18 protein-coding genes and 1 pseudogene are annotated in these 23707 nt (G+C 36.2%); 13 read left to right on the top strand and 6 right to left on the bottom strand.

Going from position 1 to position 23707, the window contains the following annotated elements; translation table 11 throughout:
- The first annotated feature begins 149 nt into the window (after window positions 1-149).
- Both rimO and F6K27_RS06070 read left to right on the top strand, forming a co-directional pair.
- On the top strand, window positions 150-1481 hold the full coding sequence (rimO, locus tag F6K27_RS06075) for a 30S ribosomal protein S12 methylthiotransferase RimO (RefSeq protein ID WP_287274507.1): 1332 nt from the start codon (window positions 150-152) through the stop codon (window positions 1479-1481).
- A gap of 1349 nt (window positions 1482-2830) precedes the next feature.
- Window positions 2831-4315 carry a DEAD/DEAH box helicase gene (locus F6K27_RS06070; protein ID WP_287274505.1) on the top strand — a complete coding sequence of 495 codons (1485 nt, stop codon included), beginning with the start codon at window positions 2831-2833 and terminating at the stop codon, window positions 4313-4315.
- 1051 nt (window positions 4316-5366) lie between these two features.
- Here the strand turns inward: F6K27_RS06070 and F6K27_RS06065 are convergent.
- A complete protein-coding gene (locus F6K27_RS06065; RefSeq protein WP_124144433.1) occupies window positions 5367-5816 on the bottom strand; it encodes a hypothetical protein in 450 nt (149 codons plus the stop codon).
- Between the two features lie 315 nt (window positions 5817-6131).
- Between F6K27_RS06065 and F6K27_RS06060 the strand changes: the two genes are divergently transcribed.
- The 5 genes and pseudogenes from F6K27_RS06060 (at window position 6132) to F6K27_RS06040 (ending at window position 10127) form a co-directional block, all read left to right on the top strand.
- Window positions 6132-8507 carry a protein kinase gene (locus F6K27_RS06060; protein WP_287274574.1) on the top strand — a complete coding sequence of 792 codons (2376 nt, stop codon included), beginning with the start codon at window positions 6132-6134 and terminating at the stop codon, window positions 8505-8507.
- A 63-nt stretch (window positions 8508-8570) separates the two neighbouring features.
- Window positions 8571-9077, top strand: a pseudogene (locus F6K27_RS06055) (colicin uptake protein); the annotation flags it as partial.
- 24 nt (window positions 9078-9101) lie between these two features.
- Window positions 9102-9212 carry a hypothetical protein gene (locus F6K27_RS06050; protein ID WP_240038895.1) on the top strand — a complete coding sequence of 37 codons (111 nt, stop codon included), beginning with the start codon at window positions 9102-9104 and terminating at the stop codon, window positions 9210-9212.
- Window positions 9213-9215: 3 nt separating this feature from the next.
- Window positions 9216-9374 carry a hypothetical protein gene (locus F6K27_RS06045; protein WP_287274503.1) on the top strand — a complete coding sequence of 53 codons (159 nt, stop codon included), beginning with the start codon at window positions 9216-9218 and terminating at the stop codon, window positions 9372-9374.
- 54 nt (window positions 9375-9428) lie between these two features.
- On the top strand, window positions 9429-10127 hold the full coding sequence (locus tag F6K27_RS06040) for a hypothetical protein (protein WP_287274501.1): 699 nt from the start codon (window positions 9429-9431) through the stop codon (window positions 10125-10127).
- 591 nt (window positions 10128-10718) lie between these two features.
- Here the strand turns inward: F6K27_RS06040 and F6K27_RS06035 are convergent.
- Window positions 10719-11051: a TMEM14 family protein gene (locus F6K27_RS06035; protein WP_124144439.1), complete on the bottom strand. Its 333-nt coding sequence runs from the start codon at window positions 11049-11051 to the stop codon at window positions 10719-10721.
- Window positions 11052-11520: 469 nt separating this feature from the next.
- Between F6K27_RS06035 and F6K27_RS06030 the strand changes: the two genes are divergently transcribed.
- From F6K27_RS06030 to F6K27_RS06020, 3 genes are all read left to right on the top strand, one after another.
- The gene (locus tag F6K27_RS06030) at window positions 11521-12828 is read left to right on the top strand and encodes an ATP-binding protein (RefSeq protein ID WP_287274499.1); all 1308 of its coding nucleotides are present in this window, start codon (window positions 11521-11523) and stop codon (window positions 12826-12828) included.
- Window positions 12829-12942: 114 nt separating this feature from the next.
- Window positions 12943-13389 carry a tellurite resistance TerB family protein gene (locus tag F6K27_RS06025; RefSeq protein ID WP_287274497.1) on the top strand — a complete coding sequence of 149 codons (447 nt, stop codon included), beginning with the start codon at window positions 12943-12945 and terminating at the stop codon, window positions 13387-13389.
- A gap of 852 nt (window positions 13390-14241) precedes the next feature.
- A complete protein-coding gene (locus tag F6K27_RS06020) occupies window positions 14242-14682 on the top strand; it encodes a thioesterase family protein (protein ID WP_287274495.1) in 441 nt (146 codons plus the stop codon).
- Window positions 14683-15494: 812 nt separating this feature from the next.
- Here F6K27_RS06020 and F6K27_RS33555 read toward each other — a convergent pair.
- A complete protein-coding gene (locus F6K27_RS33555; protein WP_353735942.1) occupies window positions 15495-15608 on the bottom strand; it encodes a KGK domain-containing protein in 114 nt (37 codons plus the stop codon).
- Window positions 15609-15998: 390 nt separating this feature from the next.
- On the opposite strand from F6K27_RS33555, the gene F6K27_RS06015 reads away from it, so the two are divergent.
- Both F6K27_RS06015 and F6K27_RS06010 read left to right on the top strand, forming a co-directional pair.
- Window positions 15999-16943 (top strand): putative 2-dehydropantoate 2-reductase, encoded by a 945-nt coding sequence (locus F6K27_RS06015; protein WP_287274493.1) that lies wholly within the window; start codon window positions 15999-16001, stop codon window positions 16941-16943.
- 961 nt (window positions 16944-17904) lie between these two features.
- A complete protein-coding gene (locus tag F6K27_RS06010; protein WP_287274491.1) occupies window positions 17905-19284 on the top strand; it encodes a cytochrome P450 in 1380 nt (459 codons plus the stop codon).
- Between the two features lie 229 nt (window positions 19285-19513).
- Here the strand turns inward: F6K27_RS06010 and F6K27_RS06005 are convergent, their stop codons facing one another.
- Together F6K27_RS06005 and clpS are read right to left on the bottom strand one after the other, a co-directional pair.
- Window positions 19514-20542 (bottom strand): CPBP family intramembrane glutamic endopeptidase, encoded by a 1029-nt coding sequence (locus F6K27_RS06005; RefSeq protein WP_287274489.1) that lies wholly within the window; start codon window positions 20540-20542, stop codon window positions 19514-19516.
- Between the two features lie 70 nt (window positions 20543-20612).
- Complete coding sequence (gene clpS / locus F6K27_RS06000; RefSeq protein ID WP_124144428.1) at window positions 20613-20900, bottom strand: ATP-dependent Clp protease adapter ClpS; 288 nt, start codon at window positions 20898-20900, stop codon at window positions 20613-20615.
- 512 nt (window positions 20901-21412) lie between these two features.
- On the opposite strand from clpS, the gene F6K27_RS05995 reads away from it, so the two are divergent.
- Window positions 21413-21922, top strand: coding sequence for a DUF3172 domain-containing protein (locus tag F6K27_RS05995; protein ID WP_124144427.1), 510 nt, complete (start codon window positions 21413-21415; stop codon window positions 21920-21922).
- A 47-nt stretch (window positions 21923-21969) separates the two neighbouring features.
- Here the strand turns inward: F6K27_RS05995 and F6K27_RS05990 are convergent, their stop codons facing one another.
- The gene (locus tag F6K27_RS05990; RefSeq protein WP_287274487.1) at window positions 21970-23442 is read right to left on the bottom strand and encodes an AMIN domain-containing protein; all 1473 of its coding nucleotides are present in this window, start codon (window positions 23440-23442) and stop codon (window positions 21970-21972) included.
- Between the last annotated feature and the right edge of the window lie 265 nt (window positions 23443-23707).

The following is a 23707-nucleotide window of genomic DNA, read 5'->3' as shown; positions in this document are numbered from 1 at the left end:
GGAAAAAGAAAAAATATTGTGTTGTCTGAGTTTTAAGCTCTCGATCTGTTCGCACCCTTTCCTTCGACTGCCATACCTTATTTGGCCATAGGTAATATGCTATATTATAAAGACTATTCCCGATCAAAATTAATAACTCAGAACTCTAAATGTCTACAAAACCTACCATTTCATTCTCTCACTTAGGGTGCGAAAAAAATCGTATCGATACCGAACATATCATAGGTTTACTAGCACAAGCGGGTTATCAAGTAGATGCTAACGAAGAATTAGCAGATTATGTAGTCGTTAACACCTGTAGTTTTATTCAAACTGCCAGAGAAGAATCTGTTCGTACTTTGGTAGAATTAGCAGAAGCTAACAAAAAAATAGTCATCGCAGGTTGTATGGCGCAACACTTCCAAGAAGAATTACTTGCAGAGTTACCAGAAGCAGTAGCAGTTGTGGGGACTGGTGATTATCATAAAATAGTTGATGTGATGCAACGGGTAGAAAAAGGCGATCGCGTCACAGAAGTCTCCCCTCAACCCACCTATATTGCCGATGAAACAACCCCACGTTACCGCACCACATCCGAAGGAGTTGCTTATGTGCGAATAGCTGAAGGTTGTGATTATCGTTGTGCTTTTTGTATTATTCCTCATCTACGAGGAAATCAGCGATCGCGCACCATAGAATCTATTGTCACTGAAGCTCAACAACTAGCAGACCAAGGGGTAAAAGAAATCATCCTCATCTCCCAAATAACCACTAACTATGGAATCGATATTTATGGCGAACCCAAACTCGCCGAACTTCTCCGCGCCCTAGGAAAAGTTGATATACCCTGGATTAGAATGCACTATGCCTATCCTACAGGTTTGACTCCCAAAGTAATAGCTGCTATTCAAGAAACTCCCAATATTTTACCCTATCTAGACTTGCCTTTACAACATTCTCATCCCCAAATATTGCAGGCCATGAATAGACCTTGGCAAGGTCGGGTTAATGATGATATAATCGAAAAAATAAAAGCAGCTATGCCCAATGCCGTGTTGCGGACAACCTTTATAGTGGGCTTCCCTGGTGAAACGGAAGAGCATCATGCACATTTAGTAGAATTTGTCAAGCGCCACGAGTTTGATCATGTTGGGGTATTTACTTTTTCTCCAGAAGAAGGAACACCCGCCTATACTTTGCCTAATCAGTTACCCAAAGCGGTGATGGAGGCCCGCAGAGAAGAAATTATGCAAGTCCAGCAGCCCATATCTGGGAAACAGAATCAAAAATCAGTGGGACAAGTAGTTGATGTACTGATTGAACAGGAAAATCCTCAGACAGGAGAGTTGATTGGTAGGTCACCACGGTTTTCTCCAGAAGTGGATGGACTTGTTTATCTCCAAGGTAAAGCTCGTTTGGGTTCAATTGTGCCAGTGATGATTACAGATGCAGATGTTTACGATTTGTATGGTTATGTAGATTTGAGTAAATCAAGCAATTAGTCATTCAGTTGAAGTGTAGGGTAAATTTTTAGGGATTGCCAAAGCATCATTAGACACATAAAGTCTTGCAACTAAATGATACTTATGAAGATATAAACTATACTAGACTTCTTGCCCAACTTAAAATCTTAACACATTACAATATATACATCAGAAATTATTCTTAACTTTGATTGCTTTACAGACTTTATATGTAACGCCTGTATCACTTTTAAGTAACTTCTGTAAAAAGTGTATAATGTCCCAAAACCTCTACATCAATGTACAAAATCTAAAAAATTAAGTTAATTCCAGGAAAATATGTAATAAATGTGGCAAATGTTAAGTCATTTGTTATTATGTTAATGATTATGAAGATAAAGACAAGGTACCCAAAGCAAGCTGTTAAGTATCATAAAATACCTACGGGAACTTAGGTAGATATGCGGGGACATGGAAAACCTCAAAATTAAGGTCATTTTTTCTTCCTTTGTCCAACGATAACTTGATATATACAACAGCTTAATGATCGCCAAATATAGGCTCTAATCTTTGGGAAAAAGTCCCTCTAGGAAATTCCTGTCTATAGCCATAGGTTTAAGAGTGAGACGAAAGAAGGCTCAATCACAGGGGTTTAAAATTCCTGAGATTGACATCTGTGAGATGGTAGTAATCTCTATATCTTTATCCTTATATTGTTGATATTGTAGTGGTTGATAACCTGCCTGACCTACTTAAAAGGTCTTAGAAACAATGTAAATTTTCTAGTATATGTACTAGCGGTAGTTCAGGTAATCAGACAAACTACATAACTTAATAATGTTCATGTTTGTCTGCCTGTAAAATCGGAAAGCCTCTACAAAAAAAATCAGAATTTATCCGCCTTGAGAAGCAGGGTGGCTGCGTGGATTCTCCTTTTGAGGAGATTTAAACGCCAGTATAAATTTGAGAGATGCGGTCGGCTCGACCGTAAATACTTGTGGATGAGTAACCGCCGACGGCCTCAGTTGAAGCAAGAAGTAAACGTCAATTTGTCACTTTATGTGACGCTTTGTACCAGTTTTATAGAGCAGCAGGTACTTCACTATACCCAACTAGGGAGAAAAGGAACAGGCATTTTGCCTTTAATTCTGTCGTCGATCTTCAGGTTAAAACCTAGCCGTTAAGAACACACAGACACTACTAAAATTTTAGCTACTAACTCTAATGCTATCAGTTTAGTAGAGACTGTGATTGGCAAAGGCATTGCCCTACCAAATAACTACAGGTTTATCGTGAGCAAGGGCTGATAAGCAGCTATAGTTGAGCATAAATCTGCCTCCAAGTTGGGTAACAAAACCAGATGTCAAATAATTTACTTAGGAGAATTAATGGATTTATCGTTTGCAAATTTAGGAATTTCACAAGAGCGTGTAAATCATCTGGAAACAATTGGTTTTACTGAACCTACTCCGATTCAAGTCCAAGCAATACCTCATTTGCTGGCAGGAACCGATATTGTAGGTCAAGCCCAAACAGGAACAGGTAAAACCGCAGCGTTTTCGTTACCCATATTGGAGAGAATTGACCTGGAGACAAAGGCAGTTCAAGCTTTGATTTTGACTCCCACTCGTGAGTTAGCGCTGCAAGTTACAGAAGCGATTCGTCAAATTGCTGGTTTGGATAACAAGAGTCCAACGAAACATCGATTACAGGTCTTAACTGTTTATGGCGGTCAATCTATTGAACGTCAGATTCAGCGCCTTCAAAGAGGTGTTCATATCGTAGTTGGAACGCCAGGACGGATTCTGGATATGCTGAGTCGCAATAGTTTAAAACTAGATAGTTTGAAAATGATGGTTTTAGACGAAGCTGACGAAATGTTGAGTATGGGTTTTATTCAGGATGTAGAAAGAATTTTGGATGCAGCACCCACTGAACATCAAACAGCTTTCTTCTCTGCTACCATGGACTACTCAATCAAGAAACTGGTGAATAAATATTTGCGATCGCCAGTAACAGTCAAAGTTGCTCAACAAAAGACAACTCCGAAGCGAATTTCTCAGATTGCTTACATGGTGCCTCGTGGTTGGCCGAAAGCTAAAGCCTTACAGCCAGTTCTAGAACTCGAAGACCCAGAAGCAGCTTTGATATTTGTGCGGACAAGGCAAGCAGCGGCTGAACTAACAAACCAATTACAGTCAGCAGGTCATAGTGTTGATGAATATCATGGTAACTTGAATCAATCCCAACGAGAACGGTTGCTAAGTCGCTTTCGTAATCAACAAGTACGTTGGGTAGTGGCAACTGATATTGCAGCTCGTGGTTTAGATGTGGACCACTTAACTCATGTGATTAACTACGATTTACCTGATAGTGTGGAAAATTATGTTCACCGTATTGGTCGTACAGGTCGTGCAGGTCGTGAAGGTACAGCGATTTCGTTAATTAATCCTTTAGATAAGCGGAAGTTACGGTTGATAGAACGTCATCTACGTCAACGTTTGGATACTCGCTCGATTCCTAAGCGGTCTCAAATTGAAGCCCGACAGTTGCAGAAGTTACAGAATAAGGTACGAGATGCTCTGAGTGGGGAACGAATGGCTTCTTTCTTACCATTGATTGCTCAGTTGGGTGAAGAGTATGACCCCCATGCGATCGCTGCAGCAGCTTTACAAATAGCTTATGATGAAACTCGTCCTGCTTGGATGGGGCCTGATTATGCTCAGGAGGAAGAAATCCCTGTCTATGAAACTCCGAAGCCAAAGCCAAAGCCACGCTCACCGAAGATTCGTCATCAAAAACCTTCTCCTAAAAATCAGAGGAGAGATGGTGACAATTTTGTAGAAGAGGCTTCTGTGTCACGCAATAATTAAGTTACTTATTTCAACGTTGGTTGAAGACCCGCCCTCAGGAGAGTGCGGGATAATCCTATGGGAAAACCAATCAATATTGGGTTTTTTTCAAACCATGTGCTATAATACTTAAATTGAGGCTACTGGGCTAGCAGTGTCTAGGGGAGCCATCGGATTGGTGACGTACTGTGGAGCGACCTTAAGACCAAAAAGAGGGAAAGACCTCGGAGGCAGATCCTCTGTTAGCGCAGCTCCTCCGGAGGAGGCAAGAGGGAACAGAAAAACCTAATCAGTGATGGTTAGGAATCCCACGTTGTCGCCTAAGCGCAACGTCGAGAGGATATCAATTCTGGCTGAAATAGTCGAATAGTAATTTTAGAGATGTGGGCGATCGCGTCTCTAAATTTTTTTTAAGGATTTTTACTATTATATCATGTCTGTTTGAATAACCACAATCAAAAATTTAGGGAGTAGGGAGCAGCGGTGCGACCCCGCGGGGTGCGACAGACGCAAGCGGTCGATCTTTGGAGCTTCCCGTAGGGTGAAATGGCGAGGAAACCCGCTCTGGCAGATCCGTTGCGCTAACGCCATATCCAATCGACCAAGGCAAGGAACGCTCACCAAGAGAGGGAGTAGGGAGCACCGGAACTGATAGTGAGGCGATCGCTAAGGTCAGAGAAACTCTTCAATACACAATAGAAACTAAACAGCAAGAAAATTTTGTTTTCCAATTTGCTCAAGAATTAACTCCTGAAAAACTAACACTTTCAGCACTTTAAGAAATTGATTTGTTTGAATTTAACCATTTGGATAAATATTTACTACCTTAACAAGTAACCTATCTAAATCAGATTTAGTATCAGTTATATCAAGTTTGATTAAATATTTATGGAACAGGAGAAAAGTTTAAAATATATCCTCTCCCCCCTCCCTTTATTCAGGATATTTTTTCCCTGTTTCCTCTTAATTTGATTCAGGATATTTTCTACACAACCCAAATCATCCTGTTATATTTTTTAGGATTTTTTTTAGATGCTAAATTATCCTGAATTTAAGATTTTTTTTGCCTTAATTATGCTTGTTTTAATAATTCAGCTCGGATGCAACCTTTTTCCCACTTCCACTTAGGTAGAGATTCTTGGGGAAGAAAAATTGCCCAGATTGAACCTCCAGGACTTTTATAAAAACCCGTAATTTCAGCTTCTACAATACTACTCCAGGGTGCTGATACTAAAATCTTATCCCCCGAACTAAAAACTTTTCCGTTAGCATTGGTGACTTGTTGGATAGATTCTTTTAGCTTTGGTTTTCCTGGTTTTTTGGGTCTTTCTGATTTACTTATTGGTTTTCCTAATTGCCTTTCATTCGTACCTTCTGTTCTTGATGAGGGGCTATTTTTTATTGAATTTGGTTTTTCTACTTTTGACTCAATTTGTTCGTGAAGCGCCTCCTTTGGAGAATTTGGCTCAATAGGCTGTTTTGGTCTAACAGGTCTCCTAATTGCTATTATTTCATGGCTCATCCACTTAACTCCCTATACCTGATTTTAGCTTTGCTTCTGTCTATGATAGCACTGTTAAAATTGTGCTTTTGTTTTGAGTGGCCAAAATTATTATTTTGGTTTCTATATTACACTTTTTATCAGAATTAATTTGTGTTCTGGAGTAACATATCTCTATCAATTAATGATTAAGGGTTACAATTAAACTTCTAATTTTCAGTTTTGGAATCAGGAAAATATTCTTAATTAAAACTATTTTTTTTATAATTGTAGATGTCAAAATGAGTAAATTGTTTCATGCCATAATCAACTAAAAAAGGCTCTACCACAATAATGATGATTGGTAATATTTTAGATGGACGCTATCAAATTATTAAAATTATTGAATCAGGGGAAATTGGCCATGCTTATCTGGCCTTAGACATTCGTCGTCCTGGAGAAGCACAATGTTTTATTAAGCATCTGCAACCAAGTATTTATGATCGAAGATTAATTAATATCGTTCGCGATCGATTTCAAAAAGAAGCACAGATGCTAGAAAAGCTTTCTCAACATGATCGAATTCCTAAACTACTTGCATATTTTGAAGAAGATCGAGAGTTTTTTCTAGTTCAATCTTTTATTCCTGGTCAATCTTTAGACAATGAAATATTACCAGGTAAACCCCTATCTGAAAAACAAGTAATTTTAATTCTCAATGAAGTATTAGAAATTTTAGTATTTGTGCATGAAAATAGTGTTATTCATCGAGATATTAAGCCTGCTAATTTAATTAGAAGAAAATCGGATAATCAATTAGTATTAATTGATTTTGGAGCTGTTAAAGAAATTAATATTGGTCAGCAAAATCGTACAGCTAGGATTGGCACAATGGAATATATGCCAATTGAACAATTTGAATATAATCCCCAATTCAATAGTGATATTTATGCTTTAGGAATGATTGGCATTCAGGCAATTACGGGATTGCCTAGCAGCGAATTATCGAAACTAAAGGATAATGAAAATGGTGAAAAAAAAGAGATTTTTTGGCGATACCTAACAAATTGTTCTACTTCTCTAGCAGATATTTTAGATAAAATGGTGCGCTATAACTTTCACGAACGTTACCAGTCAGCAGCAGAAGTTATAGCAGATTTAAAAAAAATTAATGAGTTTCCAAGTTTCGCTACAGATAATAAAGAAATTTATCGGGAAGAGGTTATTCGTCGAGCTAGCGATAGAGGAGATATTTCTATTGTCGGGAGAAGAATTTTAGATGAACTTAGAGAAAGTTTAGAACTCTCCCGGGAAGAAACGGAAATAATTGAGGATGAAGTATTAAATCCTTACCGTAAATATCGGATGAAAGGAGAAAGATATGAAGAAACATTAAAAGCTGCGATTCAGGAAGAATATCCTTTTAGTCAAGAAACTCGCCAGGAGTTAGAGCGTCTACAGCAAATTTTAGGACTAACTCAAGAAGATATAGAATTAATAGAAAACAGAGTTTTACCAAAATCTCTACTTACTAAATTTAAAAAAATATTTAGCAATAATAACAAACAATCATCTTTTAACTGGCAGTTGATTTTAGGATTTATCGCTACCTTAATTGTAATAATCTTTGCTATATATAGATATCTTAAATTCCAAAATTATTTACAATTACGTCAACAACAAGTATTACAACAGCAAGAACAAGAATCGGCAAAATTTAATTTTGTAAAAAACTTATACATAGAGCGCAACTATGAAGAATGTATTAATCAAGGAACTTTAATTAGTGAAAAATCTAGCATTTTTGCTGAAGCTCAATCTCTTTTACAAAATTGTCAACAAGGTATAAATTGGCAGAATTATCAAGTTGAAGATTTGTCTAGGTTTAATGCTTCTATAGGTACTCTTGCATTTAGTTCTAATGGCAAAACTTTAGTTACTGGAAGTAGAGACACAACGGTAAAAATTTTAGAAGTTCCTACAGGAAAAGTTATCAACACATTAGCTGCAGATGATTCTCCAATTTGGTCAGTTGCTTTGAATAATAATGGTACTAAATTAGTGGTAGGTACTTATGATTGGAGAGTAATGATCTGGAATTTGGAAACAGGAGAATTATTTCGAGTATTTGAACATTGGGCACCTGTTTGGTCAGTTGCTATGAGTTCTGATAATCAAACAATTGCTAGTGCTAGTGGAGATAAAACAGTTAAAGTTTGGGATTTAGAAACAGGTTTCTTAATTTTTAATTTCCCCGATCACTCAGATGTAGTTTATTCTATTGCTATTAGTCCTGACGGCAGAATATTGGTTAGTGGTAGTGCAGATCAAACTATAAAAATTGAAGATTTATATACTGGAGAATTAATTAATACATTGACTGGACATGAAGGAGTAATTAGGTCTGTTGATATTAGTCCAGATGGGGAAAAAATAGTGAGTGGGAGTTACGATAATACTATTAAAATTTGGAGCTTAAAAACAGGAGAATTAATCAAAACTATTCTTGGTCATACTGCTGAAGTTGTATCTGTTGATATTAGCGAAGATGGTCGATATATTGCTAGTGGCAGTAAGGATAATAATATTAAGATATGGGATTTAGAAACAGGAGAATTAGTTAGTACTTTGACCGGGCATAAAGATGAGATTTATACAGTTACTTTTAGTCCTGATGGTAATAGTATTGCTAGTGGTAGTAAAGACAGAACTATTAAAATTTGGCGACGATAGTAAGAGATAATTAATAATGGATAATGAATAACTTAAAATTCCTAGTTACAAAACTATTAAACTATGAGTAAAATAAAAAGTACCACAGAATATCCAATTACAATAGAGAACAATGGTATAATTCTCCTGAAGCCACAACAGTATATTCATGTTCTTGACAATAACACTGGTGTCACCAGACTAGAAATAGGCCCTCAAACCATTACCCTTGGAGATGCAGAAAGGTTAGTCTTACAACCACAACTGACAATTGTAGTTCCACCTCGCCATTATTGTGTAGTAACTAACCCTGTACTAAGAAATAGTTCAGATCAACTTGTGGCCGATGAGTATGGTTAAATTAGACTCAAATATGGCGATCTGGAAATTCGCTTTGCTCAAGACACTTTCCCACTATATCCAGGAGAAATACTCGAAGAAGATGTAACTCAACTACAAGTAATTGACACAAACCAAACTCTACGTCTCAAAGCAATACGAGATTTTACTGATACAGTCACCGTTGCAGGAGAGTCTCAAACTGTCACTCGTACGACAGGGGATGAATGGTTATTTGAGGGGCCAGGAACTTACACTCCCAGGGTAGAAGTTGAAGTGGTAGTCACAGTTATAGCTAAAATAATTAAACCTAACCAAGCCTTACGACTGCTGGCACGACAAAATTGTATAGATCGTCAAGGTAACAGACGTAGAACTGGGGAATAATGGTTGGTCAGGGAAGAAGGTGCTTATTTGCCTGGAGTAGATGAAGAAATTGTCGATACTATTGATGCCTATGTATTAACCGAACGTCAAGCACTACATCTAAAAGCAAAACGGACTTTTACTGATATTTTTGGTCAGCAACGCAAAGCGGGAGATGAATAGTTAGTTACTTTTGCAGATGCTGAAATTCATATTCCCGACGTTTATGAAGAAGTAGTGGGAGAAGTCAAAATCACTACTTTAAGCGATCGCGAATGGTGCATAGTAACTAATCCCATAGATGCAGATGGTAAACCGCAGTGGGGTATGAAAGAAGTGCGTCAGGGCAGAACATCTTTCTTTTTGCACCCAGGAGAAGATTTAGAAACAGGAATTAAAAAGGTCTATATTCTTGGTGAACAAGAAGCACTCCTAATCAGAGTTGAGGAAACTTTCACCGAGGGAACAGGAGCAAACGTTATTACTCGGCAACCAGGAGATTTATGGATGATTACTGGGCCAAGAGATTATATTCCCCCAGTGGAATTAGAAGTATTAGAAAAACTTCAGGCTATTCCCCTAGACAAAAATGAAGGTATATATGTACGGGATGTTCAAAGTGGGGAACTAAAATTAGTCAATGGACCTCAAGCTTATATGTTATCTCCTTTTCAAGGCCAGTTGGCGGTGAATTTGGCGCAGCAGGAAGTAGAAGCAGCACGGATTCGCCATGAGGCTGAGATGGCTCAGTTGAGGGCGCGTCAGGAGACTGAGTTAGCCCATCAGCAGACACTGAATAATTTAGAGATTGAGAAGGCAAGGCAAATGGCTGAAATTACTGCTACTGAGTTTCAGCAAAAAGTGGAGGCTTTGGGGGCTGAGACAATTCGGGCGATCGCTCAAGATGGCCCAGAAATGCAGGCGAGGTTGTTGTAGGGGCTTGGTCTTCAGAGTGTTTTAATTACTGATGGTAAGAGTCCAATTAATATTTTTGGTACGGCTAATGGGTTGATTAATCCCAATTTAGGGAGTAGGGAGTAGGGAGCAGGGAGTAGGGGAGTAGGGGAGTAGGGAGAAATAATTGATGATTTCTATTATTTCTTCCTGTTACCTGTTATCTCTTTTCTGGAGATATCTATATGTCTATTGAGCAAGTTTCTACTTTTTTATCTCTTCCATATTCTTTGTTTCTTTGTAATACCAAATTCAAAAAGTAAGGCTACTCACCTTACCTCCTGACTACTGACTACTGACTACTGACTACTCCAAACCTAAGTAGCTCAAGTTTATGAAATTGGTATAAGGATTTCCGTGCCTGAATGCTCCACAAACAGTGATTAGTGGTCAGCTCTCATCTTGATTAATAAATGAAGTAAGCATTTTTTAAGACTTTAGAAGTTACTAGGGAAACTTTTAATTCATATTTTTAATTAGATAAAATCTGTCAATGGTAACTTCTGCTTTAAAGGCTATAGTCATTAGTTCTAATGGAGCTGAAAGCTGACGGCTAAATACTTACGTTTCTTTTTAAATTGTGGCTGAATTGTTTATGGTAATTTCATAAACCATAACTGCTACAGCAGCAACTCCAGTTAAAATCATTAATCCCGCAGGCATCATTTTACGAGTTTTTGCTAAACGAATAATGAATGTAATTACTAGAATAGTTGTAATGAGGGTAGAAAATATTAGACCCCAATTCATGCCCATTAGTTGAATAATTCCACTAACAATTAGTAGTAAACCACTGATACTACCAGATATTAAAGATATTTTGCTGCCTACTTTCGTATATCCAATAATGCCCCCAACAATGGCTAATATACCATAGGCGATCGCTGCTATTATGGCGATATTTATAGTCATTATTATTAACTCCTAAAACTAAAACTAACTTATACAGCTTATTTGTGGCAATAGCTAGCCAATTTATCAAAACTTAATATTGCTTAATCAAGATTCAATAATTATTAAACTATGATTAAAAATGAAATTTTCAACTATTCAATAACATTTTTTGAAATATTTCTCGATCTTAAATTGCATCTTAAGTAAATGTAAAAAAATAGTGGTTTATAACTACAAAGAGTAAAATTTATTATAGAATTACATAGATTTACATTACGCCAAAGAAATAGGTAAGTATCCAGTGGTAAGCTATCAGCTATTATAAAGTTTTTTGAGTTTGGGTTAAAATCTCTAACAAATATTGTTTCAGATAGTTTAGTAGGAGTTGAAATCCCCTTCTAAACCTAAAAAAAATGCTCCTACTAATTGCTGAGTGCTAAGTGCTGATCCTTTATTTAATAAGGCAATCATATCATTAATTATGTCTTGTTTAGGTTCCCAAGTGTTAGCCAAAATTCAAAACTTACAACAGCAAATAGCATCTCTATTGTTATATCAGTCTGTTCTAAAAAAAACAGTGGGTGAAGCTTTTATCCAATTATTAGAATCTTTGTCTAAAAATGATGGAGTTGCTATAGAATGCCTTCAAGCTTATGGTAACTGGTTTAGAAATATTGCTAGTCAAAATATTTCCTGGCAAGAATATCTAATTGCTCAGATTATTCAAGATGATAATCCCTTTAGTCAACAAGTTCAAAAAATAAATATTACCAGCCTATCTCCAAATTTAATTGCAGCTGCAAAACATGATTTACAAATTTTACAAAATCTTTATCAGTGCAGTGGTAAAACAATTAGTCAGTGGGTAAAAACAATAGCTAAATTAGAGAATCCCCCTATTGCGTGGGAAATACAATCACAACAAAAAGAAGCTATCTACGACGAGTTAAAAAAATTAGAAAATTGGGCAGATGCCATTGAGACCTTAGCCACTCATTATCATCATAATGGCACTGGTTTATTTGCTGAATCAATTGCCTTTGAATGGCGTAACGGTCAACTACTTACTATTACTTACCCCGACCCAGTTGAATTAAAAGAATTAGTCGGATATGAATTTCAAAAAGATACCTTAATCAAAAATACACAATTTCTCCTAGCAGGATATTCAGCACTTAATGTATTACTTTATGGTAGTCGCGGTTCTGGAAAATCTTCTTTAATAAAAGCTTTATTAAATGAATATAGTCAACGCAATCTTCGTTTAGTGGAAGTAGCTAAATCAGACTTAAAAGATTTACCATTAATTGCAGAAAAATTACGCGATATTCCACAAAAATTTATTATCTTTGTAGATGATCTTTCTTTTGAAGAAGATGATGATACTTTTAAAGCTCTTAAAGTTGTTTTAGAGGGTAATTTAACTGCTAGACCAACAAATGTGGTAGTCTATGCTACATCAAATAGAAGGCATTTAATTAGAGAATTTTTTAACGATCGCCCTCGCCCAAAAGATAGTGATGAGGTTCATAATTGGGATACAGTTCAAGAAAAGCTTTCTTTTAGCGATCGCTTTGGCTTAACTTTAACTTTTGAACCTGCTAACCAGGATACTTATTTAACAATTGTTAGACATCTGGCAAAACAGGCAAAAATTAATCTAAATCCTGAAGATTTAGACTATCAAGCTTTACAATGGGCTACGAAATATAATGGTCGCTCTGGGCGAACGGCACGACAATTTATTGATTTTCTCAAAGCTAATTTAGCAGTTTTTGAGAAGTATTGAAGAAGGTAGTAGGTGGTAAATTTTAGGTTGTATATTCAATCTAAAACTTATTTAATAACACCTAATATTTTTCCAAAATAGAGATGGTAAAAAAATCATTGATGAGGTACTAAAATGGGTCTTTTCGATCAAGGAACAACAACAATACAAGCTACTGATATTCAATTAGAACCGGCAGAAGCTTTTGCAGCGATCGCTTTAATTGCTGTTGCTGCTGATGGTGTTATTACGAAGAGTGAATCTCAAGGTATTAATAATATTTTCTCTCGCATGGAACTGTTTAGTGATTATTCAAAGGAACGTAAGACAGAAATGCAAGACCGTCTTCTCGGTATGATTAAAAATCAAGAAATTAAGCCTTTGTTTGATGCTGCAGTTGCTAAACTTCCAAAGGAGTTAAGGGAAACAGTTTTTGCTGTTAGTACAGACTTGGTTTTAGTAGATGGAGACCTTGCTGAAGAGGAGGAACAACTTTTGAATGAGTTATATAATGCTTTGGAAATTTCCGAAGCAGTAGCTACTAAGATTATTGATGTAATAATGATTAAAAATAAGGGTTAATTTAATTACAAAATTAGTCCTGATGAATGTTCAATGAACAATACTCAATTTTATTGTAGTGATTGTTCATTGTTCAGAAAAGGAAGAAGGAAGGAACGAAGGACTGAAAAATTTTGCGTTGTCTGAGTTTTAAGCTTTTGATATGTCCGCACCCTTTGCTTCGACTACTATATATAGTGAGCAAAAACTATAACGTTACAAATATGTAGTGTTTAGAACTCAAAAATCCCTAATTCTTAAATATATGATTTATTTTCCCTACCCTTCCTTGAGTGGTAGGTGTCAGGCGATCGGTATTTAGGTAAACAGACTATATATAGTGAGCAAAAACTATAACGTTACAGATATGTCGTCTCTAGAACTCAAAAATGCCTAATTCCTAAATATATGATTTATCCTGTCTACCGGGACTTTAGTTCTAGGTGGTAGGCGACTCGGAATTTAGGTAAACAAACTATATATAACGAGAAAAACTATAACGTTATAGTTCCGAATTTAGGTAAACAGACTATATATAACGAGAAAAACTATAACGTTACAGATATGTAGTGTTTAGAACTCAAAAATGCCTAATTCCTAAATATATGATTTATCCTCCCTACCCTTCCTGGTAGGTGTCAGGTTATAAGTGTAGAAAATATGACTGTCTTTACGGTTTCTATAACTGGTTAAAGTTTAATCTTCAATTGAACCTAATACCTATTACCTAAAACTTTATTCAATCTAATATCATTTCTTTGTAACGATGCACTTAATAATTTTTGTCCTGACCTTATTATTCTGATAATTATCATCTTTTATTCAGCGCAAATTCATAGAGAAATGGTATTACTATTAAACCTATATCTATAAATGTCTTTTTACTATACAAGAATAGTTCATTTTCAAGATACCGATGCTGCTGGAGTAGTTTATTTTGCTAATGTTTTAGCAATGTGCCATGAAACTTATGAAGCATCTTTAGTAGAATTTGGTATTAATCTGAAAGTTTTTTTTAGTAATCAAGAAATAGCTATTCCAATTATTTATGCTAATGTTGATTTTCGTCGCCCGATGTTTTGTGGGGATGAGTTAACTATTGAATTAATTCCTAAAAGTTGGAGAGATGATGAGTTTGAGATTTCCTATCAAGTATTTTTAAAAGAAACAGAGGATAAGTGGGTGGCCAGAGCTATTACGAAGCACGTTTGTATTCATCCTCAAAGTAGAAGTAGGCAAAAATTATCTGATGAAATGAGGAAATGGTTATTGAGTTTTCCTAGTTATTCAAAAATTAACAATGAATATAAGTAGAGCATTATTTTTAGGAATTGGTATATAGCAGAAGGAAGAGGGAAGAAGGAAAAATATTCCTTTGTCTGAGTTTTAAGTTTTTTATTTCTCCTAACCTTTCCTTCGACTGCTATAACTTTTATAAACACTATAACTTTAGTTTTAGTACTGTTTTTGCCTGCTATTTTTTTCTATCTTTCTTTATTTAGAACATTCTAGAAACTTAAGCTGGAGTTATAAATATAAATTACAGCAGATTCCTCCCATAAGAAGTACAGAGATTAACAATTAAATGTTTCTAGTGCGGGCATCTTGCCAGCGACGGGTGTATCTGATTAAAGTGGAATCTACTGTATTATATTTTCTTAGCATTGGCAGGAGGATTTGCTTTAGGAAAAATTTTAAACTGGATAATGGAAAGACTATTCATGTAGCAAAATTAAAGTTGAAAAATTTGAACAGATAAAATAATGATAGAGTTGAGTTTAATACAGCAAAATGCAAGTATATGAAGTAAAAAAAATTAAGACTTCGCCCTTAATAATAGAGTTTAAATAAAACTTTTGTGGTGCGGGTATTTTTTCCGCTACTGGTGTACTTAACTTAGGTGAAATCTGCTGTATAAATAAATTTAAAATAATACTTATAGTCTCAAAATAATACTTACAGTATAATTAGTAGTGTCACACTGAATATTTTTTTAGTTTTCATTTTTTTAGTTTTCCAGTTTGCCAGTAATAAGTTTATTGATTATTTAAAAGTTGTTGATAATCTTCTCTTTGTCGAATATCGTCTAATGGTGATTCTTGTTGTGGTGGTTCGTCATAACAAAATTAAAATTCCATAGTTTGAATACTAGCATTTTTGAGTATTACTTGAATTCTCAGCTTACCAGGTTTCCAAGTTTTAGAGCCAAGTTTTAATATCTTACACTCAATACCTTCTATTGGGAAAATTAACTTTATATCTCCGAAGATAATTCTTACTTCATTTTCAATAATTTCTAGCTTTTCTTGAAAAAACCAAGAGGCAATTGACTTATATCATGTCCGCTTAATTACTGATAAAAAACTTCCTTCTTTTTTCCTCCTAACTCCTGACTTCCCCTCCTGGGAGGGGGAGGGGCGAGGGGTGGGTTGACTCCTGACTCCTCCATCGTTTTATCAAAATATCAGTATCGCATTCTAGAGCTTGAAAAGTATTATCCATAATATTGAAGGAGACTTTCATCGACTTGATAATAACACAATATTTTTACCAGTTAAAAATTGATTTAAACAGCTTTATTCTACCTGATTCAATAAAATAGAAACAGAGTCTAATTTAAGAACAATAAAATGTCAAAAAATACTTACGCTATTATTGGCAGTGGCGCACTAGGAGGTTTTTACGGTGCAAAACTACAAAAATCAGGATTAGAAGTTCATTTTTTACTGCGTAGTGATTATCAGCACGTTCTCAAAAATGGCTTAATCATAGAATCCAAAGATGGCGACTTTAACCTCCCTCAAATTAATGCCTATAACAATACTAATAAAATACCAAAATGTGATGTAATTATCGTCGCATTAAAAACAACACAAAACCATTTATTACCAGAATTACTCTCACCTTTATGCAAAGAAAATAACGTTGTCTTACTCTTACAAAATGGATTGGGTGCAGAACCTGAAATAGCTAAAGCTGTTGGTAAAGAAAGAGTAATTGGAGGAGTATGTAATCTTGCTTCTAATAAAATAGGTTACGGTCATATTCGTCATGTAGATTATGGTTTGATTAGAATCGGAAAATATGCCACAAATTATCAATCTGCTGGTATTACAAATAAAATGCGTGAAATTTCCCAGGATTTTGAAAGTGCTGGAATACAAGTTAATTTGAGTGAAGATTTATTCCAAGAAAGATGGAAAAAATTAGTTTGGAATATTCCTTATAACAGCTTGTCAGTAATTCTAGATGCTCGAACTGATGAAATGATGGGAGATACTAATACTAGAAACTTAATCACAGAAATAATGCAAGAAGTATTGGAAGGTGCAAAAAGTTGTAAGTGCGAAATTCCAAATAGTTATATTCAAAATATGTTAGACCATACTGACAAGTTAAACCCTTATTTAACTAGCATGAAAATTGATTATGAGCGACGACAACCTTTAGAAATAGAAAGTATTATTGGCAACCCTTTACGAATGACAGGTGCAGCAGGTATTCAGCTAGATAAAATTGGGATGTTGTATCAACAATTAAAATTTTTAGATGCCAGAAATAGACAAGATATTTGAATTTTATGACGCTTCAACTCTCTACCTTCTAATACTAATTAGGGTTTGCTTATGGAAAGTCTTTTTGTTGAGGTAGGGAGTAGGGAGTAGGGAGTAGTTAAGAGTCAGGAGGAACGAGGGAGTTATAGATAAGGTGGTTGTTCATTATAGCAAGAGTGATTTTTCTGCCATAGTCACCCCAAAATGCGCTTCATGCATGAGCGTGAAGGGATCAAAACCAGGTATTTCCAGCTAAAAAAGGCTAATATCTTTATATATCAATGCTTTGAGATTTAATCAGCAGAGCAATAATTAGGGTTTGCGCTCAAAAGTCTTTTAGTAGGGGTAGGAGACAACCCACCCCTAACCCCTCCCAGGAGGGGAAGAAAGGAGACAGGAGGGGAAGAAAGGAGACAGGAGGGGAAGAAAGGAGACAGGAGGGGAAGAAAGGAGACAGGAGACAACCCACCCCTAACCCCTCCCAGGAGGGGAGAAATGGGAATGAGCGAGGAGATAGGATTCAACAATTAATATCATGTCCACTGGGGCGCGTTTGTGTAAACCCAAAGGTGAATATCTACAGGAAATTTAAGTTTTTTTCTTGCTCTTAAGTATTCCTGACTGTTCCCTGTTCCCAGTTAAGTGTTCCCTACCCTTGCTATACAATACCGATGCTACCGGACATGATATAATTATTAATAATTAATAATTAATAATTACCTCTACTTGAAAAGAAGAGGATTGACTAATAATGAAAATTTTTTCTTCTCTTGGTCGATCAAACTTTTTCAATGTAAAGAACTTGGCCAAAGATAAGTAATAATTAATTATTAATTATTTTCCTACAGAATGCTACGCAAACGGCAGTCGCCAACATAAAAATTTGTCTAACACTAGGGCATTGAATTTGAGACAAAAAACCGATAAAATGCTCTTGTTAAGTTATAATATTAAACAGTACAAAAATTCACAAGTAACTAATATGAAATTAATCAAAGGACCAAAAACACCACCGCTTTTTCAGAGACTGCAATTGGTTCTCGCTCCACTCAATACTCTTGAATTTTATGCCAAGAAGTATGGAGATATTTTTACCATGATAACTCCTGCTCCTGCTGAGAAAGCTGTGATCCTCAGCAGTCCGCAAGCTTTGCAGGAGGTATTGACAAAGGATAATAATGAGTATGAAGTTCCTGCTAATAAACTTTTACAATCAGTGTTTGGGGAATACTCAATTTCTTGCTTAGAAGGTGATCGCCACCGTCGAGAACGCAAATTATTAATGCCTCCCTTTCATGGCAACAGAATGCGGAACTATGGTGATTTAATCTGTAACATCACCAAAGAAGTAGCCAGCAACTTAACAGTGAGTAAAACATTTATTGCCCGTAAACTGATGCAAGAAATTACGATGCAGGTGATACTCCAAACTGTTTTTGGTCTATATGATAGCCCCCGCTTATCACAAATTAGGTCAATGTTGACAGATTTTCTTGAACTCACAGCTTCTCCACTCCGAGCTAGTTTATTATTTTTTCCCTGGTTGCAAAAGGATTTAGGCCCTTGGAGTCCTTGGGGTAAGTATCAGCGTCAACAACAAAAACTTAATGAACTCCTATATACAGAAATTGCCACTCGCCGCTCTCAACTAGATCCAAATCGTACTGATATCTTGACCTTAATGCTATTAGCACAAGATGAAGAAGGTCAAGGTATGACAGACCAAGAAATTCGGGATGAGTTGATGACATTGTTATTGGCTGGTCACGAAACCACTGCAACAGCTCTAGCTTGGGCAGTTTATTGGGTTCATAAACAACCACAAGTGTATCAAAAGTTGATCGAAGAGTTGACAACTCTGGAAATAGATGCTGAACCCATGACAATATTCCGTTTACCCTATCTCACAGCAGTTTGTCAGGAAACCTTACGAATATATCCAGTAGTAGTTATGACATTTCCTCGTCGGACAAAACAACCTGTTGAGTTGCAGGGTTATCACTTGGAAGCAGATACAACAATTCGTGGTTCTATTTATTTGACTCACCAACGAGAAGATTTGTACCCAGAACCGAAAAAGTTTAAGCCAGAGCGATTTTTGGAGAAGAAGTTTTCTCCCTATGAATATTTGCCATTTGGAGGTGGCAGTCGTCGCTGTTTGGGAATGGCACTAGCAGATTTTGAGATGCGCTTGGTATTGGCAACTCTATTATCTAATTTCGAGATGGAATTAGCAGAAAATCAACCTGTAAAACCCCAACGTCGAGGAGTAACTTTAGGACCCAAGGGAGGAGTAAAAATGCTGATGAAAGCTAAACGCATACTGTCACAAACAAAACCTCCCTCTGTTGCAACTGTATAAAATATTAGACTTGTCGCTTTATAAATTATAAATTCCCCAAAAAACTTGTTCTATAAGCATTATAGCTATTAGCAATTTGATATTGAATCAGAACGCTATTATCCAGACATGATATATAGTAGTTTAACTTAAAAATGAGACGTTTTTTCGTCTGAAACTCCCTCATAGCAAGAAAGCTTTGTCTCAATCTAAAGTTAAATGACTATAACTACCTCTAGGTTATACCAATTCACTTTCGCTGAATAAACAAAGCGATCGCTCCTAAAAAAAACCACCCCATTACACCTGCTAAAGGATTACCATTTATCCCAACTATCCACTCTCCAACTACACTAGAATACTTAACTAAACCACCCACATTAATAATGTAATAACCCCAAACAAAACCAGCATGAATACCAATAGGCAAACCCAATAATTGTTGTTGATAATAAGTCAATTTATCTTTTTCTTTTGGGTTTAATACCCCGCTATCTACACGGTGTTGATAATTAGTTGGGTTTTGAGTCACCATCCACTTCTTCCTTCTTCCTTTCAAAGGGGGGCAAGGGGGGATGCCTTCTTCCTTCTTCCTTTCAAAGGGGGGCAAGGGGGGATGCCTTCTTCCTTCTTCCTTCTTCCTTCTTCCTTCTTCAACTGATCCACGTTTTGCCCAAACAAAGATTAAACCTAACAACACCAAACCAGGAAACTGAAACCAAATCCGCAAAATTTCCTCAACTGGTTTAATAAAGTGTAGTAAGGCATACACAATACTACTTACCCACAAAGCTACTTTTGGTTTGTAGTCTCGCTCCAACTCATCCAATAACCACCCTCGAAATAGTAACTCCTCAGCAAAACCAATACCCACAGATACCAATAAACCTTCCAGAATAAATTGAGGTAACTTTGCTGAAGGTGACTGCCATATTACCCATCCCAGAAGCGCTTCTAAAATAAAAAAACCAAACAGACTAACTAAACCTATTCCTAAACCTTGAAAAAAATTCTGAAAGTTGACCCTACTTATTTCTAAACCGTAGTGACGTAGTAGGTGTGGTTGTTGATAAACTTTCTTTCCCCAAAACTGGACTAAAATAATAAACTCTATATATAATAGAGCGATCGCCAATATACTCGCTAAATTTGCATCTCGCCCAAAAAAATATATTGGTGCTGCTAGTGGTATCCAACCCAGAAATAATGTTAAAATAAAAATTCCTATTCTGATAGGAACCGAAAACTTTGCAATTTTGCCAAATGATAAATTAGGCACTACCAACACCTATACAAATGAGAAACCGAGCTTCTCAAGGTAGAAACTCGGCTTCTATATTACAATTAAATCACTCATCAGGTTCTATAGTGCTAGTTAGTCCCTGATTTTTTAAATTTTCGCAATAAAACTCAGCGTGTTCTAAAGCGCAGGTAATCACCAATGCAATACCATTACTGTGAGCTTCCATCATAATATCGACAGCTTGGGGTTGAGTTAGACTCGGCACTGTCTTCATCAATGCTTGCACTACATACTCCATACTATTAAAATCATCGTTATGGAGTAAAACACGATAACGTGGTGCAGGTTTACGGACTGTGGAAGTGGAACGCTTTTCTATAGTCTCGACAGACACTACTCTATCCTGATTAAAAAATTCTAATACGACATAGACACATTAGTCTAGACCAATGCTTAGGCTAGACATAAAGTAGAAATACTTAACTCTGTTCAATAATATTTGCCAAATATTTTACCTTTCAGGAATGCTAACTCATTAGAACTTACCCGAAAACAAACATATAGCTAAATATTATTTGATATATATTTTGGCCTACACTCAAAAATTATGAGCATATATTGGAAATATTATAACATAAAACTTAACATTGCTCAACTAGGGGGTTATCTGACTTTTGACTTTTAAATTTTGACTTAATCGTTCTAATTTGAGAATTATGATAGTATTAATCAAAAAATTTCCAAATTAGGTAATTTACTGATGGTTATTTATGCTTACTTAAGGACAAATAATCTACCTGGTAAAATTATACATACTTGCTTGTCAAACTAGGAAAGTAAAAATCTAAATTTAGCTCGTCCACTATTAGTTTATAGCCTAAGCTCCATAACTTAACTTTTATTTATATGAAACGTAGACCTCAAACTACCACCCAACCATCTAGATTCAACTATGCCACTATAGCAATTTTAGGAGGAGTATTTGTTTTAGGTATTGGCATTGGCATTGCCTTTAGCTCTACCGCTAACTTTACTCCCCAAAATGTGGCCTCTCGTGAATTTATCGACCGCAGTGTACCAAATCCAGAACTTTGTGTACAGTTTGGAGCTAGTGCTATGGTAATGAATATGAGAGTTTTCTTGACTCTCAATCCTTTTAATGTATATGTATCTCAACCAAATATAAAACCAGGATGTGTCATCCGCAGAAATAACTGGTCAATTCTAGAGAAAAGAAACTTAGTCAACAATGAGCAAGTACGTGATTGTAAAAATCGGATGAATACCTTTGGTTATACAGGAAATATTAATGACGATCCAGAGATTAATTGTATCTATCAAAACGATAGTGCTCAAAACCTTTTCTTGCCCGGTCAGTTAGGACCTGGGGGGAATGCACCTGAAAATAACTTCTAGTTGATTTAACTATACCAGGGAGTAGGGAGTAGAAAATATCTCTACCTCTAAAAATTGCTAATATCTTCGTAAAACCTAGCACTAGGTAAATCCTCAACTACACGAACTTCTATGATATTATTGCCTTCTAGGGTCACAGAACGAGGAGAAGTAAGAACAACACTACCAGCACCAAGAGCAGCTCCTGCCAGAAAACCAAAACCTGAACCCGTCAGTAGTAATAATCCTAACCCCCCACCAGCGCTACTGGCAGCCAAAACTTTTTCATTTATATTACGATGGCCTCGAAGTAATTCTGATTCAGCAGAAAAAGGAATTAAGCGCTCATCTAAATATATAGCCCTGGCAATAAATTTACTTCCATGAGTGGTAGTATCAAAACCACCAACTACAGGTGTTCTAGCTGGTACTATAACTCTACCAGATTCGTCAACGATCGCCTCTTTGAGCAGCAAAACTTCCTGTATTTCAATATCTCGTGGTAATGTAACTTCTTGAGAGGGATAAATTAAACTTATAACTTCTCCTTCCTCAATTAATACGGCAAAATCATCTTCAGATTGTTTTTGCCCCGATGAACCAGGCAAAGGTTCTCCAAAAGTAATTACACCTACTGATTCTGTTGTATTGTATTTCGGTTTTTCTCTGTACTCTGGAGGAAGTGAAATAGCGGTCTCTTCTTCCTCTCTAGTCTGAAGTGTGGGTGTTTCTACAACCTGAGAATTTTCGGTTTCCGGCTTTTCATTATCAAAAGCATCTACTATTGGAGATCTAAATCTACCTGGCCTGTCAGTGGGAATAACCAGAAATGGTACGGAAGGCTCCGCAGAAGGGCCTGGGTTCGGTAAAGGAGATTCCTCTTCAGGAGCAGTGTCTAACAAACCGACACTATCTTGCTTTGGTTGAGTAGAAGTTTGATTATTTTCTTCTTCTTCGGTAATTTGAGAATTTTCTAATTCAGTAGTTTCTGGCTCAGTTAGCTGTTGGTTGGTAGTTTGATAATTTTCAACTTCAGTAATTTCTGGCTCAGTTGGCTGTCGATCTGAAATTATTGCTTCTGGTGTCCCCGAAAATTCCCCCTCAGTCACAAGCAAACTTAACTGCCAACTATTTTCCTGTGGTTCTACCTGTTCTAATTGTACTTGTTTGGTAGAAATAACCACTTCAGGAGCAAAATCTATAATAACTTTTGCTTGTTCTGGTTGCTCTTGAGAAAGACTAACTCGGCGCACCAAACCTGCCGGATATAACTCAGTCACATCTACACTAACCTCAGTATTAGGAATGTATACAATTAGACGAGCTGGTTGATTTTCCAAAGAAAAACTAGGAGCGGTACCTGATGGGAGAGTAAACTGAAGTTGATTATTGTCTGGGTCAAAAAACCAGTTTGTTAAGAAGGCGGCAAAAACTGGCCGAGTAAAACTCCAATTAATTACCAGTGTTCCTACTAATCCAATAAATTTTAATAAAAACTTTGATTTTAACAGATTTTTTGGAGATGAATATTGATTGGGCATAGCTAATTCCTCAGGATTCTCTCAAATCTACAACCATTTTTGATGAATATGATGTTCGGTAGAAAAGTTATAATCACGCTCGTAGTTGGGCTTTAGCCCTCATATGATACCAATTACCATGCATTAATGCTACACTTCAACAGTTAAATAGTTACCAAGATTAAAAGTTTGTTTTTGACAATTATTTAGTTGGTTAGTATAGATTTTTCTTTCTTTTCCTCTCCCTACACCTCCCATACTTTCTCACCCAATCAGATATAGCATT

The sequence above is a fragment of the Okeania sp. SIO2F5 genome (genome assembly GCF_010692685.1).
Taxonomy (GTDB): domain Bacteria; phylum Cyanobacteriota; class Cyanobacteriia; order Cyanobacteriales; family Microcoleaceae; genus Okeania; species Okeania hirsuta.
This window is presented reverse-complemented; position numbering and strand designations above follow the sequence as displayed.

Excerpts from the sequence above, each read along its gene's own strand:
- rimO (WP_287274507.1), top strand. The coding sequence starts at position 150 with ATGTCTACAAAACCTACCATTTCATTCTCTCACTTAGGGTGCGAAAAA.
- F6K27_RS06070 (WP_287274505.1), top strand. The coding sequence starts at position 2,831 with ATGGATTTATCGTTTGCAAATTTAGGAATTTCACAAGAGCGTGTAAAT.
- F6K27_RS06065 (WP_124144433.1), bottom strand. The coding sequence starts at position 5,816 with ATGAGCCATGAAATAATAGCAATTAGGAGACCTGTTAGACCAAAACAG.
- F6K27_RS06060 (WP_287274574.1), top strand. The coding sequence starts at position 6,132 with ATGATTGGTAATATTTTAGATGGACGCTATCAAATTATTAAAATTATT.
- F6K27_RS06030 (WP_287274499.1), top strand. The coding sequence starts at position 11,521 with ATGTCTTGTTTAGGTTCCCAAGTGTTAGCCAAAATTCAAAACTTACAA.
- F6K27_RS06025 (WP_287274497.1), top strand. The coding sequence starts at position 12,943 with ATGGGTCTTTTCGATCAAGGAACAACAACAATACAAGCTACTGATATT.
- F6K27_RS06020 (WP_287274495.1), top strand. The coding sequence starts at position 14,242 with ATGTCTTTTTACTATACAAGAATAGTTCATTTTCAAGATACCGATGCT.
- F6K27_RS06015 (WP_287274493.1), top strand. The coding sequence starts at position 15,999 with ATGTCAAAAAATACTTACGCTATTATTGGCAGTGGCGCACTAGGAGGT.
- F6K27_RS06010 (WP_287274491.1), top strand. The coding sequence starts at position 17,905 with ATGAAATTAATCAAAGGACCAAAAACACCACCGCTTTTTCAGAGACTG.
- F6K27_RS05995 (WP_124144427.1), top strand. The coding sequence starts at position 21,413 with ATGAAACGTAGACCTCAAACTACCACCCAACCATCTAGATTCAACTAT.
- F6K27_RS05990 (WP_287274487.1), bottom strand. The coding sequence starts at position 23,442 with ATGCCCAATCAATATTCATCTCCAAAAAATCTGTTAAAATCAAAGTTT.